The sequence below is a fragment of the Streptomyces lomondensis genome, from assembly GCF_014651035.1.
Taxonomy (GTDB): Bacteria; Actinomycetota; Actinomycetes; order Streptomycetales; family Streptomycetaceae; genus Streptomyces; species Streptomyces lomondensis.
The window spans coordinates 253535-269876 of the sequence record NZ_BMWC01000011.1; the positions used below are offsets into that span (position 1 = coordinate 253535).

Genomic DNA, 16342 nt, shown 5'->3' on the forward strand with positions numbered 1-16342 from the left:
CCCTTCGTCGTCTCTCCCGGCGCACCTGTGCGTGCGCCGCTCCTGCCACCCCCGTGGTTGTAGATCCGCTTCCGCTGCACGCGTGCGTGACACGTGCCCATGACGTCTGCTCGGCTACGTCACCAGGAACGCATGGTCCCCGTTGATACGTTCCACACTCCACCGAATGATCACGCAGACGTTATCGAAGAGAGACACGTCTTCGCAGCTCAGGGGGTGGGTTCACACTCGGTTCACACCGTCGTGGGCAGTGCTTTCGCGCCATCTTCGGTGACCCGGGTGGCCCCGAAGTAGTCGGGGGTGTCGATCGGGTCGAACCGGATGACAGCACCCGTCCGCGGCGCGTCGATCATGTACCCACCTCCGACATAAATACCGACATGCCGGATGGCACGCGAATTGGTGAGGTCGTCCGAGAAGAAGACGAGGTCGCCCGGGAGCAGTTCGTCCCGGCTGGGGTGCGGCCCCGCGTTGTACTGGTCGTTGGCGACGCGCGGGAGCTTGATGCCCACGCTGGCGTAGGCGGCCTGGGTCAGACCGGAGCAGTCGAAGCGTCCGCCCTGCTCAGCGGTGCCGGTGCCGCCCCAGAGGTAGAGCGTGCCGAGCTTCTGCTGGGCGTACTCGATCGCGCCGGCGGCCTGCTCGGAGGGGTCGACCCGCCCGACGGGCGCCGCGAAGCTCTCCGAGAGGGTCGTGATCCTCTTCACGTAGTTCTGGGTCTCGCTGTACGGCGGCACACCCCCGTACTTGATCACCGCGTACGCCCCCGCGTTGTACGCGGCCAGCATGTTTTCGGTCAGGTTCCCGCCGACCTTCTTCACGTACGACGCGAGTTCGCAGTCGTAGGAGGCGGCCGAGGGGATCGCGTCCTTGGGGTCCCACACATCGCGGTCGCCGTCGCCGTCGCCGTCGATGCCGTGCGAGGCCCAGGTGCCGGGGATGAACTGCGCTATGCCCTGCGCGGCGGCGTGGCTCTGGGCCCTCGGGTTGAAGCCGCTCTCCTGGTAGAGCTGGGCGGCGAGCAGGGCCGGGCTGATGGCGGGGCAGAGGTTGCCCCACTTCTGCACGAGGGCCGCGTACGCGGCGGGCACCGACCCCTTGGCCAGCGCTTTCGCCCCGCCGCCCACGCCGTTGACCAGGTTCCCGGCGACGATGTAGACCCCGACCACGAGCAGCATCACGAAGGCCAGGGCGGAGCTGATCGCAACACTCGCCACGATCCACGCCTTACGCACCGTCAACCGCCCCTCACCGACCGGGAGTCCGTCGCCTGGTCAGTGTAGAGGCGCCCGCCGCGCTCAGGAATGATCACGCGGGGAAGAGTCGGGGCGGACGGGGGAACGCCCGACGGCACGGGCGGCACGGCCGGGGGCACGGCGGGCCCGGCCGGCGCACGGGGTCGTGGGGCATCACGGATCACGCGCCGCGTCCCGGTACAGCCGCTCCGCCTCCGCGCCGAGGACCACGCTGTAGGAGACGCCGGGGCTCGCCCCGCCCTCGTCATGCCCGCCGAGGACCCCGACGACCTGCCCGTCCCCGTTCACCCAGGGGCTGCCGCTGGTGCCCCCGCTGAAACCGGGGCACGCGATGCGCTGCTGGGTGGCGCTGTGCGCGATCGGCCTGTTGGTGCAGCTGACGGGCGTCTCACGGGAGTCGGGATAGCCGGTGACGGTCACGGCGGTCGCCCCCGTCGCCGTACCGGTGGCGAAACGGTTCCCGCCGACGGCGTCCTCGACCCCTCTGCCGCCCCGCGAGGCGACCACGGCGAACGCCACGTCGCTGTCCTCGCGCCGCCCGTGCACCCACCCGGCGGGCAGGAACCACCGCTTCACCGCCCACACCCCGTAGGGCGCACGGCCGTTGCGGTACCCGGGCACGAACACCAGCCGCCCGTCCCCGCCCAGGCAGTGCGCCGCGGTGACGACGAGGTTCCGGTACGGAGCCCGCACCACGGACGCGGTGCAGAAGTGCCCGTCGGCCAACCGCGACGCCCGATCGGCGGGCACCAGCACACCGACCCGGGCACTCCCCGGACCCGCCCCCGCGGTCACGGTCACCCCGAGGGGCCCGGCCCCGTCGTCGGCCACCGCGGTGGACGCGGAAACCAGAGCGACGAGAACCACGACGACGCAGAGCAGACGCTTCACCGGGGCCACTGTGGCCGACGAAGGTGAGAGAAACGTCAGACCCGTTTCAGACGCGCGTCAGCGCCTCCGCGGAGACCGCCCACGCGACTCGCCCCGCCGGCCCCATGCTGTCGCCGCGTCAAGCCCCGCCCATCCCTCTCCCATCGGCCCGTCACCGACCGGTAAGCCCCGCACCCCTTTCAGCAATGCGGAAGTCAGGATTCCGAACACTGTCTTGTTGTCACGTACCCAACAAGCGATCGTCGTCGCGGGTCGCCGCCCCCGCCGGGAACCACACCGGCGGATCCCCCACCCGCAGGCCTCTGTCCACCACTGCCAGGAGGCTGTACCTTGCGCACGACACCCAGCAACTCCCCCGCCGGCCGCCGCAGATGGCGCCGGATCGGCTCCGCCGTCACCGCCACCGCCGCCCTCCTCCTCACCGGCCTCACCACCGCCGCCCACGCGGACACCGCCCGGGCCAGCACCCCCAAGGTGACCTGGACCCGCTCCTGCGCCCTCCCCCGCCACCAGGACGAGATGGCATGCGACGCCCTGCGCGTCACGGGCGGCCGCACCGCCTTCCAGCAGCAGCACGGCATCTCGGCCCAGGCCGCCGACGCCACCAGCCCCTCCGGCTACGGCCCCGCCGACCTCCGGGCCGCCTACGGCCTGACCTCCGCCTCCGCGAGCAACGGCGCCGGCCGGACCATCGCCATCGTCGACGCCTACGACGACCCGAACGCCGAGTCCGACCTCGCCGCCTACCGCTCGCACTACGGCCTGCCCGCCTGCACCACCGCGAACGGCTGCTTCAAGAAGGTCGGCCAGACCGGCTCCACGACCTCCCTGCCCGCCCCCAACAGCGGCTGGGCCGCCGAGATCTCCCTCGACCTCGACATGGCGAGCGCCGTCTGCCCGAACTGCCACATCCTCCTCGTCGAGGCCAAGTCCGCCACCATGACCAACCTGGGCACGGCCGTCAACGAGGCCGTCAGCCTGGGCGCCAGGTACGTCTCCAACAGCTACGGCGGCGCCGAGTCCTCCTCCGACACGGCGTACGACTCCGCGTACTTCAACCACCCGGGCGTCGCCATCACCGTCAGCGCGGGCGACGGCGGCTACGGCGCCGAGTACCCGGCGGCCTCCCGGTACGTGACCTCCGTGGGCGGCACCAGGCTCACCGCCTCCTCCACCACCCGCGGCTGGACCGAGAGCGTCTGGTCGACCAGCAGCACCGAGGGCACCGGATCCGGCTGCTCCGCCTACGACGCCAAGCCCGCCTGGCAGACCGACACCGGCTGCGCCAGGCGCACGATCGCCGACGTCTCGGCCGTCGCCGACCCGGCGACCGGCGTCTCCGTCTACGACACCTACGGCGCCGACGGCCAGGGCTGGGCCACCTACGGCGGCACCAGCGCCTCCGCCCCGATCATCGCGAGCGTCTACGCCCTGGCGGGCACCCCCTCCAGCGGCTCCTACCCGGCGAGGTTCCCCTACGCGAACACCTCCGCCCTGAACGACGTCACCAGCGGCAGCAACGGAACCTGCACCACCGGCTACCTCTGCACCGCCCGGACGGGCTACGACGGCCCGACCGGCTGGGGCACCCCCCAGGGACTCGGCGCCTTCACCGGCTGACATCGGCGCTTTCACCGGCTGACACCCACCACCTCGTGACGGACCGTCACCGAGGAACACCGCCGAGGGCCGTGGGGGCCCGAAGCGGGCACGGGAGGAACGGGCCGCGGCAACCCAGCCGCGGCCCGTTCGCCGTGCCGGGTAGCCTTCACCCGGGGAACACCGGCGCGACCGCTCACCCGACCAGCCGTCAGAAACCGCACGGAAAGGTGAGAAAGGTCGCAAGAGGGCACAACGACGGAACCGCACACCAGGTTTCGCTCAGGCCTCATTGCCCGGCGTGACCTGCCGTGATACACAGAGTGACCATACGATCCTTCGTACACCGCCCGTCGCCTCCCTTAGGGGCCGGCGCGGAACGGTGGCAAGGTATTCGTACGAAACCCGCCAATCAATGACGCCAAGTCGACATACGACAGCATCATTGTCGGCGAGAATGAGGCCTGACCTCTGCACGACCGCAGAGGATGCGGAACTACCCAACAGGGGCGGTGACTTACATGCTCTTTGCGGCCGATAAGGGAGACATCAACACCATCATCGGCGGGATCGCTCCGGACTGGGGCCCCTTCGGCAGCCTGGGCAACGAGGCCAAGGTGATGATCGAGGTGGTGATGGCGGTGGCCATCCTGATCTGCCTCGGCATCGCCATCTGGGGCGCCGCCAAGCAGCGCATCGGTGCCACGGCCCTCCGCGACACCTTCAGCGCGGAACAGGGCAAAGGCCTCATCATCGCCGGCCTCACAGGAGTCTTCATCATCGGCTCCCTCGGCACGCTCTTCACCATCGTGTACGGCATGGCCGTGTAAGCCGGGCACCGCCGCCCGGCCGGGCACGCCCGGCTCCTTCCCCCCTCTCCATCCCACCCGCCCGTCGTGCCCACCGGCTGAGGTTGCGTTTCCCTGATGTCGAGTCACCACACCGCGCCCGCGCGGGAACCAGCACGGCTACCGTCGTACGAGGAGTACGCGTATCCGTACGACGTCGAGGGGGCGTACGCGGCATGAGTCCCGGTGACGAGCACGAGGCCTCCGGCGGCTACGGCGGCACGGGCCAGACCCGCACCCGCCTGCCCGACACGGGCTCCGACCCCTACGGCACCCCACGCCGCGGCCCGCGCTCCTCGTCCCGCAGCCTGGTCACGGTGGTCGGCGTGGTCGTCCTCCTGATCGCAGCGATCGCCTTCGCGAACCGGGGGGGTGGCGACTCGCCGTCGGCGGGGGGCAGCACGGACAAGCCTGAGACAGCGGCGACGGCGCCCTCCGGGAAGCGACCCGTGGGGGCGAAAACGGCCGGAATTCCCACGGGCTACGCCAAGGACGAGCAGGGTGCGCAGTCCGCAGCCACCAATTACGGCATCGCCCTCGGCTCGGCTGACATGTACAACACGGAGAAGCGGCACGCGATCGTCAACACCGTGTACGCCCCCGACGTCGCTGCCGCCCAGCTGCCGGCGTTCGACCAGGTCTACTCCCGGGCGAGCTTCCTCGAGAAGATCGGCCTGAACAAGGACGGCTCCGCGCCCAGCGGTCAGACCTTCGTCTCGCGCGTGATCCCGGTCGGCACCAAGGTCACGTCGTTCAGCGACAGCACCGCCACGGTCGCGCTCTGGTACACCTCCCTCTTCGGTCTGTCGGGTGAGGGCTCCACGAACCCCGTCACCGAGAGTTGGTACACCACGACCTACCAGTTGAAGTGGGTCGACGGTGACTGGAAGGTCACCGACTTCACCCAGGAGGACGGCCCGGTTCCGGTCGGACGCGACCAAAGGGCATCCACCGCAGAGGACATGACCAAGGCTGTCGAGGAGTACGGAGGGTTCACCTATGCCCGGTAGGCATCACGTACTCAAGCTCGGCGCCGCGGTCGCGGCGGTGCAGACTGCCACGGTCCTGCTGGCCAGCCGCGCCTTCGCCGCACCCACACCCTCCCCGTCACCCAGCAACAACGCGTGCGACCTGCTCAGGGGCGAGGCCAGGGACATCTGCGAAGGCGATACCGGCAGCCGAAGCGGTACCGGCGGAGGCAACCCCTCCCTCGACCCCACCTCCACCCTCGACCCCCTCTCCTCCCTCGCGAAGGGCTGTGCCGACGCCGCCTCCTGGACCGTCGACAAGCTCAGCGACGCCGTGAAGGAGACCGCCAACGTCGACTTCACCAACCCCAAGTTCCTCCAGCAGTACGCGGTCGTCTTCGCCGCCTCGACGATCCTCACGCTGCTGCTCTGGCTCCTGGCCGTCGCCAAGCGAGCCGTCCGCGGCGTGCCTCTCACCACCGCCCTCTCCGAAGCCATCGGCTTCCTCTGGCTGACCGTCCTGGCCTCCGCCTTCACCCCGCTGATCCTCTACACGGTCGTATCGGCCACCGACGGCATCACCGAGGTCCTCGCCAAAGCCACCGGCGACCAGACCGACGCCTTCTTCGGCACGTTCTCCGAGGCCCTCAAGAAGGGCGAGGACATCGGCGGCGGCCCGATCATGCTGATCGTCGTCTCCCTGGTCAGCATCCTCGCCGCCGGAGTGCTGTGGCTGGAACTCGTCATCCGCGCGGCCCTGCTCTACGTCGGCGCCCTCCTCGGCACCGTCGTCTACGCCGGCCTCGTCGACAAGAACCTCTGGGGCCACGTCCGCCGCTGGGCCGGCATCATGATCGCCGTCATCCTCGTGAAGCCGGTGATCGTGATCGTCCTCGGCCTCGCGGGCGCGCTCTCCGCCGACGACGGCCCGGACGCCTTCTCCGCCGTCGTCTCCGGCCTCGCCATCATCCTGCTCGCCATCTTCGCGTCCGCGATGATCTACCGCTTCGTCCCCGGCTTCGGCGACGAGATCGCCGGCTCCCGCAACAACCGCATCATGCGGGGCGCCGAAGGCAAGGCCGCGGCCGTCATCAGCTCCCCGGCGTCCCTGGTCGCGCAGGGCATCAAGACCCACAGCACCCGCGCCGACAACAACGGCGGAGGCAGCCAGTCCTCCGCCCCCCGCCCCAGCAACCCGGCCTCCGGCGGAGTCGCCGCGCACAGCACGCGCACCTCGAACGGCGGCGGCGGATCTGTCCCCTCCGCCGCACCCGCACCCCGTTCGAGCAGCCCCGTCAACACTCCCCACGCCAGCAACACCCGCAACAGCAGTACCAACCGCACGGGAGGTGAAGGGCGTTGACGACCGAGTCCCACGTGTCCCATCCGGTCACGCCCCGCCGGACATATCTGATCGGCCGCGCCCGGCCGAACGCGATCATCGGCCGCAACCGCGAGACCGGCGAGATCGCCCTGATCGTCGTGGGCGCGTTCCTCGGCATGATGTGCGGGCTCCTCGTCCCGGTCCTGTCCCTGCGCATCGTGCTGCTCGCCGGGTTCCCGATGCTGGCGCTGGCCGCCGTGTACGTGCCGTACAAGCACCGCACGTTCTACAAGTGGTTCGAGATCAACCGCAGCTACAAGCGCACCCTCAAGCAGGGCGCCACCTACCGCTCCGCCGCCGTCGAGGCCGGCACCCGGCTCGACGGCCGCGAGGTCGAGATCGGCCCGCCCCCCGGCATCGGCGGCATCACCTGGCTCTCCGCCCCCTTCGGCCCCGACGAGATCGCCGTCCTGCTGCACGCCGACCGCAAGACCGTCACCGCCGCCATCGAGATCGAGGGCCCCGGCGTCGGCCTGCGCGACAGCGAGGACCAGGAGGCCCTCGTCGACCGCTTCGGCACGCTCCTCAAGCACGTGGCCAACGGCGACGGCTTCGTCACCCGCCTCCAGATGCTCGCCCGCACCCTCCCCGCCGACCCGGACGCCCACGCCAAGGACGTCGCCGTCCGCGGCGACGACAAGGCCCTGCCCTGGCTGCAGGAGTCCTACGACCAGCTCCAGTCGATGGTGTCCACCAGCAGCGAACAGCACCGCGCCTACCTCGTCGCCTGCATGCACTACACCCGCGACCTCGCCGCCGAGGCCAACGCCATGGCCCGCGCCGCCCGCGCCCACGGCGGCAAGGTCGACCGCGACGCCGGACTCGCCGTCGTCATGGCCCGCGAGCTCACCGACATCTGCTCCCGCCTCCAGGAGGCCGACATCCGCGTCCGGCAGCCGCTCGGCCAGAGCAGGCTGTCCTCGCTGATCCACTCCATGTACGACCCGGACCACCCGATCGACCACATCCAGGCGATGACGAAACGTAATGCCTGGCCGGCCGAGCTGGACGCCATGGAGCCCACCTACCTCCAGGCCAAGACCCGCGAGTCCTCCACCCGCGCCCCCTGGTGCCACGCCACCGCCTGGGTGAAGGAGTGGCCGATGACCCCCGTCGGCGTCAACTTCCTCGCCCCGCTCCTCGTCCACACCCCGGACGTCATCCGCACCGTCGCCGTCACGATGGACCTCGAACCCACCGAGGTCGCCATCGAGCGCATGCTCACCGAGAAGACCAACGACGAGGCCGAGGCGTCCCGCGCCGCGAAGATGAACCGCACGGTCGACCCGCGCGACGTGGCCGCCAACTCCCGGCTCGACCAGCGCGGCGAGGACCTCGCCAGCGGCGCCGCCGGCGTCAACCTCGTCGGCTACATCACCGTCAGCTCCCGCTCCCCCGACGCCCTCGCCCGCGACAAGCGGACGATAAGGGCCTCGGCAGGAAAGTCGTACCTGAAGCTGGAATGGTGCGACCGCGAGCACCACCGCGCCTTCGTGAACACCCTTCCCTTCGCCACCGGCATTCGGAGGTAGGACCAGATGCGGGACCCGCTGTCCGTCCTCACCGACGCCTTCACGTCCTTCCTCTTCGGGAAGGTCGAGACGACCCGGCTCCCGGTGCGCACGTCCACGGGCCAGGCCCAGGCGGTCTACCTGCCGACCGCCGCCCCGGGCCTCGGCGACTCCGGCGTCATCATCGGCCGCGAGGTGTACTCCGGAAAGGGCTACATCTACGACCCCTTCCAGCTCTACGGCCAGCAGCTTCCCGCCCCCCACTGGCTGGTCCTCGGCGAGTCCGGCAACGGCAAGTCGGCGCTGGAGAAGACGTACGTCCTGCGCCAGCTCCGCTTCAAGGACCGCCAGGTCGTCGTCCTGGACGCCCAGGGCGAGGACGGCGTCGGCGAGTGGAACCTCATCGCGCAGGAGCTGGGGATAACTCCCATCCGCCTGGACCCGATGGCCGCACTGGACATGGGGATCCGCCTCAACCCGCTCGACCCCGCGATCACGACGACGGGCCAGCTGGCCCTGCTCCGCACGATCATCGAGGTCGCGATGGGCCACGGCCTGGACGAACGCTCCGGCTTCGCCCTCAAGGTCGCCCACGCCTACGTCAACGAGACGATCGTCGACCGCCAGCCGGTCCTCACCGACATCGTCGAGCAGCTGCGCCACCCCGAGCCCGAGTCGGCCGAGGCGATGAACGTCGCCATAGACGACGTCCGTGCCTGGGGCCTCGACGTCGCCCTGGTCCTGGACCGCCTGGTCGACGGCGACCTGCGCGGCATGTTCGACGGCCCCACCACGGTCGGCATCGACCTCGACGCCCCGCTCATCGTCTTCGACCTGTCCCACATCGACCGCAACTCCATCGCCATGCCCATCCTCATGGCGATCGTCGGCGTGTGGCTGGAACACACCTGGATCCGCCCCGACCGGAAGAAGCGCATCTTCCTCGTCGAGGAGGCCTGGCACATCATCAACAGCCCCTTCGTGGCACAGCTGTTCCAGCGCCTGCTGAAGTTCGGCCGACGCCTGGGCCTGTCGTTCGTGGCGGTGGTCCACCACCTGTCGGACGTGGTGGACGGCGCGGCAGCGAAGGAGGCCGCGGCGATCCTGAAGATGGCGTCGACGAGGACGATCTACGCCCAGAAAGCAGACGAGGCCCGGGCCACCGGCCGCGTCCTGGGCCTGCCCCGCTGGGCGGTCGAGATCATCCCGACCCTCACCCCCGGCATCGCCGTCTGGGACGTCAACGGCAACGTCCAGGTCGTCAAACACCTGGTCACGGAGACCGAACGCCCGCTGGTCTTCACCGACCGCGCGATGACCGAGTCCTCCGCCGAGCTCGAGGACGACGCCCTGCGCGCCGCCGAACGCGAGGCGGAGGAACGGGCCGCGGCCTTCGTGGAACACCACCTGGGCGACTCCGAATCGACGGTGGCGTAGGGAGAGGACGCGTGAGACCGGACGACCGCCGCACCCAGCGGGACAGCCAGGGAGGCATCCCCGACGGCCTGCTGGTCGGCATACTCGCGTTCCTCCTCGGCATGACCCTGCTGGTGTGGACGGCCACGGGCCTCGCCGCCTGGTTCGCCCACGGCTCCTGGCCGTCCGGCGTCACCTTCACCCGCACCCCCCTCGCCATGCGCGGCCTCATCGCCGAGCCCCACGACATCCCCGGCGCCTGGCCCGACACACCCCCCGGCGAACTCTCCGGCTACGGCCTCTTCTGGGGTCTGTTCATCGGCCAGCTGATGCTCCTGTTCGTCCTGACGGTCTTCACCCTCGGCACGGTGGCCCGCTGGCGAGCAGGCCGAGCAAGGCGCCGCCTGGAACGGGCGACGGCTGAGAAGCGACCAGCCGACACGCACGAGCCCGACACGGCGACACCGCAGGACGCCCCGGCACCGGACCACCACACAGCATCGTCCCCGCACGGAACAACGGGCTCCAGGCAGCACGCCCCATCAGCGCAGGCCCAGCACGGGACAACAGACTCCAGGCAGCACGACCTATCAACGCAGGCCCAGCACGGACCACCGACCTCACCGCAGCACGACGTATCAGCGTCACCGCAGCACGGGGCCCCGCCCCTGGGCCAGCACGGCGTATCTGCATCGCCGCACCACGGGGCATCAGCCCTGGGCCATCACGGCGCATCAGCGTCGCCGCACCACGGGGCACCACCTCTGGGCAAACACGACGTATCACCGTCACCGCACCACGGGGCCCCGCCCCTCGGCCAGCACGGCGCATCCACGTCACCGCAGCACGGGGCGCCACCCCCGGGCCAGCACGGCGGCGCATCACAACCGGCCCAGCACGGGACCCCCACAGCGGCACCCCACCACCACGTACCCCCGGCGGCGCAGCACAACGTGCTGACCCCGGCGGCGCAGCACGCCACCCCCGCCCCGCCCCCGCACGACGTCCCCACCCCCCGCACCGCCCCCGAGCCCACCCCCCTCGTCGACCCGACCGCCCCCCTGCCCCCCACCCCGGCGGCCACGCCCGCGACCCCGGCCTCCCTGTTCGGCCAGGAACGGGTGGGCGGGTGGGAAAAAATCCACGTAGCCCCAAGGGAAACCCGCCAAACCACCGCCACCCAAGCGGTACGCGACGCGGAAGGCCCCGCCCTCATCGTCACCTCCAACCCCACCCTCTGGCAGGAAACAAAGGACGCCAGAGCAAAACTGGGCCCCACCCACCTCTACGACCCCACCCACCTCTGCGACACCCCCTCCCGCCTCCACTGGTCCCCCACCACCGGCTGCGAGGCCAGAGAAACAGCAACAGCAAGAGCCACCGCCCTCCTCACCCCCGTACGCCCCACCGCCAAACTCGACCAGGCGGTCAGCGACACAGCCACCACCCTCCTGCGGAGCTACCTGCACGCCGCCGCCATCGACGGCCGCACCATCCGCCACGTCCACCGCTGGTCCCAGGGCACCCACATCCAGGACGCCGTACGCATCCTCCGCACCAACCCCAAGGCGGCCCCCGGCTCCGCCGGCGAACTGGAAGGCGCCCTCACGGCCCACCCGGAACGCCGCGACATGGCCCAGCAGCTGACCACCCGAGCCCTCGCGGCCCTCTCCACGGTCAACATCCGCAACGCGTGCACTCCCAACCGAAGTGACGCCCTCGCCTTGGATTCCTTCGTCCACGAAGGGGGCACGCTTTATGTGGTGGGTGAATCCATCGAGGACCCCAGGACCAGCCCGGGCGCGATGCCCTTCCTGACGGCCCTCGTCTCCAGCGTGGTCGAGCGCGGCCGGCGCATGGCCGAACGGTCATCCTCCGGTCGCCTCGACCCACCACTGACGCTCGTCCTGGACGACGTCGCGGCCGTGGCCCCGCTTCCACAGCTCCCGGAGCTGCTGGCCACCGGAGCGGACCGGGGCATGCCGACCCTGGCCCTGCTCCGGTCCCGCGAGCAGGGCCGCGCCCGCTGGCCGCACGACGAACTACCGGTCTGAGAAGGGCATTCGCTGGGCGAGCGGTTCGAGGGAGGATCTCCGGGTCACACAGAGCTCCGCTCAAGCACGAACTCCAGCTCCCACTCCCCGGCATCCCCCAACGGCACGGTCAGCCCGCTCGGCACGAACCCCACCCGCCGATAGAACCGCTGCGCCCGCCCGTTCTCCTCGTGCACGATGAGCCGCACCCGCTCGAGACCTCGCCCCCACGCCCACTCCAGGGCCGCGTCGAACAGCACCTCGGTCAGCCCGCTCCCACGCTCCTCGGGCCGTACGAACACACCGACCACATGCCCCTGTTTCCGCTCCACCGGAAACCCGGCCCAGTCGGTCGTCCCGGGCTCCTCCACGAGCACGGTCAGCGTCCCCACCCACTGCCCGTCCGGCCCCTCGGCGATGATCTGCTGCGCCTTGTCCGCCCCCTCGGCGGCCCTCGCCGTCCGCTCCTGCCAGTAGGAGTCCGGCCTGGCCACGGCCTCGTCGTACGTCTCCAGGAAGGCCAGGTGCGCCACCGGATCCCGCAGCGCCGCGAGCCGCAACTCCTTCGCCGCGGGCCACTCATCGGCACGGACGGACCGGATCACATAGGTCATGCGGCCACGGTAGTACCCGGGTACGACACCCCTCACCCCGGTTACCCCGCCGGTCCGACGCCCGCCGCCCCCGCACGCACGAGCATCGAAGCATGCTGACGGCACACGAACTCACCAAACGCTACGGCGACCGGACGGTCGTCACGGACCTGTCCTTCACCGTCCGCCCCGGCACCGTAACCGGCTTCCTCGGCCCCAACGGCGCCGGCAAGTCCACCACCATGCGCATGCTCCTCGGCCTCGACGCCCCCACCCGGGGCCACGCGACCGTGGGCGGACGCTCCTACGCCACCCACCCCGCGCCCCTCACCGAGGTCGGCGCCCTGCTGGAAGCCCGCTCGGTCCACCCCGGCCGCACGGCCTACCACCACCTGCGCGCCCTCGCCCACACCCACGGCATCCCCGGCTCACGGGTCGAGCAGGTCCTCGGCCTCACCGGCCTGACCGATGTCGCCCACCGCCGCGTCAAGGGCTTCTCCCTCGGCATGGGACAGCGCCTCGGCATCGCCGCCGCCCTCCTCGGCGACCCGGCCGTGCTCATCCTCGACGAGCCGGTCAACGGCCTCGACCCGGAGGGCGTCCTGTGGATCCGCAACCTGCTCAAGTCCCTCGCCGCCGAGGGCCGCACGGTCTTCGTCTCCTCCCACCTGATGAGCGAGATGGCCCTCACCGCCGAGCACCTGGTCATCATCGGCCGCGGCCGCCTCCTCGCCGACACCACGGTCACCGACTTCGTCCGCGACTCCGGCGCGGGCACCACCAAGGTCGTCACCCCGCAGGCCTCCGACCTCGTACGCCTCCTCACCGCACCCGGCGTCGACATCACCACCGACACCCCCGGCACCCTCCAGATCCGCGGCACGGACGCCCAGCACATCGGCCGCACGGCAGCCGCCCACGGCATCCCCCTCTACGAACTGACCCCCGGCACCGCCTCCCTCGAAGAGGCCTTCATGGACCTCACCAGCGACGCGGTGGAGTACCCGGCGACCCTGGAAGGAGCGGCAGCATGACCACGGCGACCCTCCCCTACCGCGTGACCCCGACCCGCGTCCTGCGCTCCGAGTGGCACAAGTTCTGGACGCTGCGCTCCACCTGGATCACCCTCGCCGTCACGAGCCTCCTGACCGCCGCGATGGGCGCGGGCCTCGGCGCCGCCTACGACGGTTCCGGCGAAGGTGGCATGGACACCGTCATGTTCGTCCTGCTCGGCACCCAGTTCGCCACGATCAACCTCGGCGTACTGGGCATCCTGGCGACCGCCGGCGAGTACTCCACCGGCCAGATCCGCGCCACGATGACCGCCGTCCCGCGCCGCCTGCCCGTCCTGTGGTCCAAGGCCGCCGTCCTGACCGCGACCGCCCTCCCCCTCACCCTGGCGACGAACCTCCTGACCTTCCCCCTCGCCCAGTCCTTCCTCACCGGCACCGACCTGTCCGCCTCCCTCGGCGACCCCGGCGTCCTGCGCGCCCTCGCGGGCAACGCGGTCGGCCTCACCCTCCTCGCCGTCCTCGCCCTCGCCATCGGCGCCCTCCTCCGCTCGGTCCCGACGGCCATCGGCGCCTTCATCGGCCTGATCATGATCCTCCCGGAGGTCCTGGCGATGCTCCCCTACGACACCGTCGACACGGCCGTCCGCTACTTCCCCGGCAAGGCCCTGGAGGCCCTCACCACGGCCCAGCCCATGCCCGGCACTGCGTCCCCGGGTGCCGCCCTGCTCGCCATGCTCCTGTGGACCGCGGCGACCCTCGCCCTGGCCGCGTGGGTCCTGCGCCGCCGAGACGTGTGACGCCCGCCGCGAGGAACCCTCACCATGGACCCCGTGACGGAAGACCGGGCGCCGGAGCCCCTCACCGAGTACGCCCACCGCCTCACCCGCCGGGTACGCGCCTTCGACCAACGCCATCCGCTGCTGTGGGACCTGCACTTCGCCGGCTTCTGGGTGACGGCCGCCCTGATCGACTGGGCAGGCGGCGGCTGGAAGCACAACGCCCACAACCTGAACGTTCCCGACGGGCTCCTCCTGGCACTGAGCCTCGGCCTCTCGCTCCCCCTGCTCCGGCGCCGCACCCACCCGGGGGCCGCCCTCGCCGCGACGGTCCCCTTCGCCCTCGTCAACGCCTGGACCGGCGCAGCCCTCCAGGCCGCCCTGCTCCAGCTCGTCCTCGTCTACCACCTGGCCCTGCGCCGCGCCCTGCGCAACCTGTGGTGGGCGACGGCCCTGGTGATCGCCCCGGTCCTCGTGTCGGTCGCCCGCTACGGAGAGGGCAGCTGGGACCAGCAGATCGGCTCCCAGCTGATGTCCATCACCTCGGCCGCCCTCATCGGCGTCACGGTCCGCACCCGCCGCAACTACACCGAGGCCCTGGAGGACCGCGCCCGCCGTCTGGAGACCGAACGCGACCAGCAGGCACAGCTCGCCACCGCCGCCGAACGCGCCCGCATCGCCCGCGAGATGCACGACATCATCGGCCACAACCTCTCCGTCATCACGGGCCTCGCCGACGGCGGCCGATACGCGGCCGCCAAGTCCCCCGAACGCGCCGCCCAGGCCCTCGACGCCATCGCCACCACCAGCCGCCTGGCCCTCACCGAACTCCGCAGCCTCCTCGACATCCTGCGCGAGGAAGAGAAGCAACAGCCGGACCTCACCCCGCAGCCCGGCCTCACCGACCTGGACCAACTCCTCGACGGCGTCCGCTCCGCAGGCCTCCCCATCAGCACCATCACCCACGGCAGCCCCACTCTCCCGCCAGGCCGCGAACTCACCGTCTACCGCGTCATCCAGGAAGCCCTCACCAACACCCTGAAACACGGCGGCCCCGACGCCACCGCGGAGATAGAGCTGTCCTACGAGGAGAAGGGCGCCGTCACCGTCACGATCACGGACACCGGCACCAGCAGCCCGCCCCAGGACCAGGCCGGCGGCCGAGGACTGCCGGGAATGCGCGAGCGAACCGCCCTGTACGGCGGCACACTTGAGGCCGGCCCTCGCCCCCACCCGGAGCAGGGCTGGCGCGTCCGCCTACACCTCCCGGAGGAAACCCCGCAGTGACCACGGTCCTCATCGCCGACGACCAGCCCCTTCAGCGCTTCGGCTCCCGCATGCTCCTGGAGAGCCAGGACGACATGACGGTGGTGGGCGAGGCGGCCAACGGCAGCGAAGCGGTCCGCATGGCGGCCGAGCTCCACCCGGACGTCGTCCTCATGGACATCCGCATGCCGGGCCTGGACGGCATCGAGGCGACCCGCCGCATCACGGCCGCCGGCGACCGCACCCGCATCCTGATCGTCACCACCTTCGACCTGGACGAGTACGCCTACGCCGGCCTACGCGCGGGCGCCTCCGGCTTCCTCGTCAAGGACGCCCAGCCCGAGGAGCTCCTCTCCGGTATCCGCGCGGTCGCCACGGGCGACGCGGTCGTCGCCCCCAGCCTGACCCGCCGCCTCCTGGACGCCTACGTCCACCACCTGCCGACCGACCCGTCAGCGGACGGCCCGGCGGCACAGGAGGACCCACGGCTCGCTTCCCTCACCGACCGGGAACGCGAAATCCTCACGGTCATCGGCAAGGGCTGGACGAACACAGAGATAGCCGCGCGCCTCCACCTGGCCGAGTCGACGGTGAAGACCCACGTGGGCCGCATCCTCGCGAAGACCGGCTCCCGCGACCGTATTCAGGCGGTCATCCTGGCCTACGACACGAAACTCGTCCAACCGTCCTGAAACACAAAAAGGCCCACACCATAAGGTGTGGGCCTTTTCAATATTTGTTCGGCGGCGTCCTACTCTCCCACAGGGTCCCCCCTGCAGTACCATCGG

At 70.9% G+C, this 16342-nt stretch carries 14 protein-coding genes; 11 read left to right on the forward strand and 3 right to left on the reverse strand.

The features are described from left to right. Positions 1 to 233 precede the first annotated feature (233 nt). Together IE255_RS31420 and IE255_RS31425 are read right to left on the reverse strand one after the other, a co-directional pair. Complete coding sequence (locus IE255_RS31420; RefSeq protein WP_229906668.1) at positions 234 to 1241, reverse strand: NlpC/P60 family protein; 1008 nt, start codon at positions 1239 to 1241, stop codon at positions 234 to 236. Positions 1242 to 1409: 168 nt separating this feature from the next. Next, positions 1410 to 2147, reverse strand: a complete 738-nt coding sequence (locus IE255_RS31425; protein WP_190053771.1) for a trypsin-like serine peptidase — start codon at positions 2145 to 2147, stop codon at positions 1410 to 1412. 330 nt (positions 2148 to 2477) lie between these two features. Between IE255_RS31425 and IE255_RS31430 the strand changes: the two genes are divergently transcribed. The 7 genes from IE255_RS31430 to IE255_RS31460 all read left to right on the forward strand — a co-directional run bounded on the left by IE255_RS31430 (position 2478) and on the right by IE255_RS31460 (position 11927). Next, positions 2478 to 3767 (forward strand): S53 family peptidase, encoded by a 1290-nt coding sequence (locus IE255_RS31430; protein ID WP_190053772.1) that lies wholly within the window; start codon positions 2478 to 2480, stop codon positions 3765 to 3767. A 500-nt stretch (positions 3768 to 4267) separates the two neighbouring features. Beyond that, positions 4268 to 4576, forward strand: a complete 309-nt coding sequence (locus tag IE255_RS31435) for a DUF8827 family protein (protein ID WP_004000049.1) — start codon at positions 4268 to 4270, stop codon at positions 4574 to 4576. 194 nt (positions 4577 to 4770) lie between these two features. Next, a complete protein-coding gene (locus IE255_RS31440) occupies positions 4771 to 5604 on the forward strand; it encodes a DUF8175 domain-containg protein (protein WP_190053773.1) in 834 nt (277 codons plus the stop codon). Beyond that, positions 5594 to 6925, forward strand: a complete 1332-nt coding sequence (locus IE255_RS31445) for a hypothetical protein (protein WP_190053774.1) — start codon at positions 5594 to 5596, stop codon at positions 6923 to 6925. Before IE255_RS31440 ends, IE255_RS31445 begins: the two co-directional genes overlap by 11 nt. Continuing rightward, positions 6922 to 8478, forward strand: coding sequence for an SCO6880 family protein (locus IE255_RS31450; protein ID WP_190053775.1), 1557 nt, complete (start codon positions 6922 to 6924; stop codon positions 8476 to 8478). Before IE255_RS31445 ends, IE255_RS31450 begins: the two co-directional genes overlap by 4 nt. Before the next feature lie 6 nt (positions 8479 to 8484). Next, positions 8485 to 9894, forward strand: coding sequence for an ATP-binding protein (locus IE255_RS31455; protein ID WP_190053776.1), 1410 nt, complete (start codon positions 8485 to 8487; stop codon positions 9892 to 9894). Between the two features lie 11 nt (positions 9895 to 9905). Continuing rightward, positions 9906 to 11927, forward strand: a complete 2022-nt coding sequence (locus IE255_RS31460; protein WP_190053777.1) for a TraM recognition domain-containing protein — start codon at positions 9906 to 9908, stop codon at positions 11925 to 11927. A 44-nt stretch (positions 11928 to 11971) separates the two neighbouring features. Here IE255_RS31460 and IE255_RS31465 read toward each other — a convergent pair whose 3' ends face one another. Beyond that, the gene (locus IE255_RS31465; protein ID WP_190053778.1) at positions 11972 to 12520 is read right to left on the reverse strand and encodes a GNAT family N-acetyltransferase; all 549 of its coding nucleotides are present in this window, start codon (positions 12518 to 12520) and stop codon (positions 11972 to 11974) included. A gap of 92 nt (positions 12521 to 12612) precedes the next feature. Here IE255_RS31465 and IE255_RS31470 point away from each other — a divergent pair, with 92 nt between their 5' ends. From IE255_RS31470 to IE255_RS31485, 4 genes are read left to right on the forward strand one after another with little or no spacing between them, the layout of a single operon-like run. Then, entirely contained in the window at positions 12613 to 13533 is a 921-nt protein-coding gene (locus IE255_RS31470; RefSeq protein ID WP_190053779.1) for an ABC transporter ATP-binding protein, read from the forward strand. Then, positions 13530 to 14309 carry an ABC transporter permease gene (locus IE255_RS31475; RefSeq protein ID WP_190053780.1) on the forward strand — a complete coding sequence of 260 codons (780 nt, stop codon included), beginning with the start codon at positions 13530 to 13532 and terminating at the stop codon, positions 14307 to 14309. The genes IE255_RS31470 and IE255_RS31475 overlap by 4 nt, the downstream gene beginning before the upstream one ends. A 24-nt stretch (positions 14310 to 14333) precedes the next feature. Next, positions 14334 to 15575 carry a sensor histidine kinase gene (locus IE255_RS31480; protein WP_190053781.1) on the forward strand — a complete coding sequence of 414 codons (1242 nt, stop codon included), beginning with the start codon at positions 14334 to 14336 and terminating at the stop codon, positions 15573 to 15575. Continuing rightward, positions 15572 to 16246: a response regulator gene (locus tag IE255_RS31485; protein ID WP_190053782.1), complete on the forward strand. Its 675-nt coding sequence runs from the start codon at positions 15572 to 15574 to the stop codon at positions 16244 to 16246. The genes IE255_RS31480 and IE255_RS31485 overlap by 4 nt, the downstream gene beginning before the upstream one ends. Positions 16247 to 16342 lie beyond the last annotated feature (96 nt).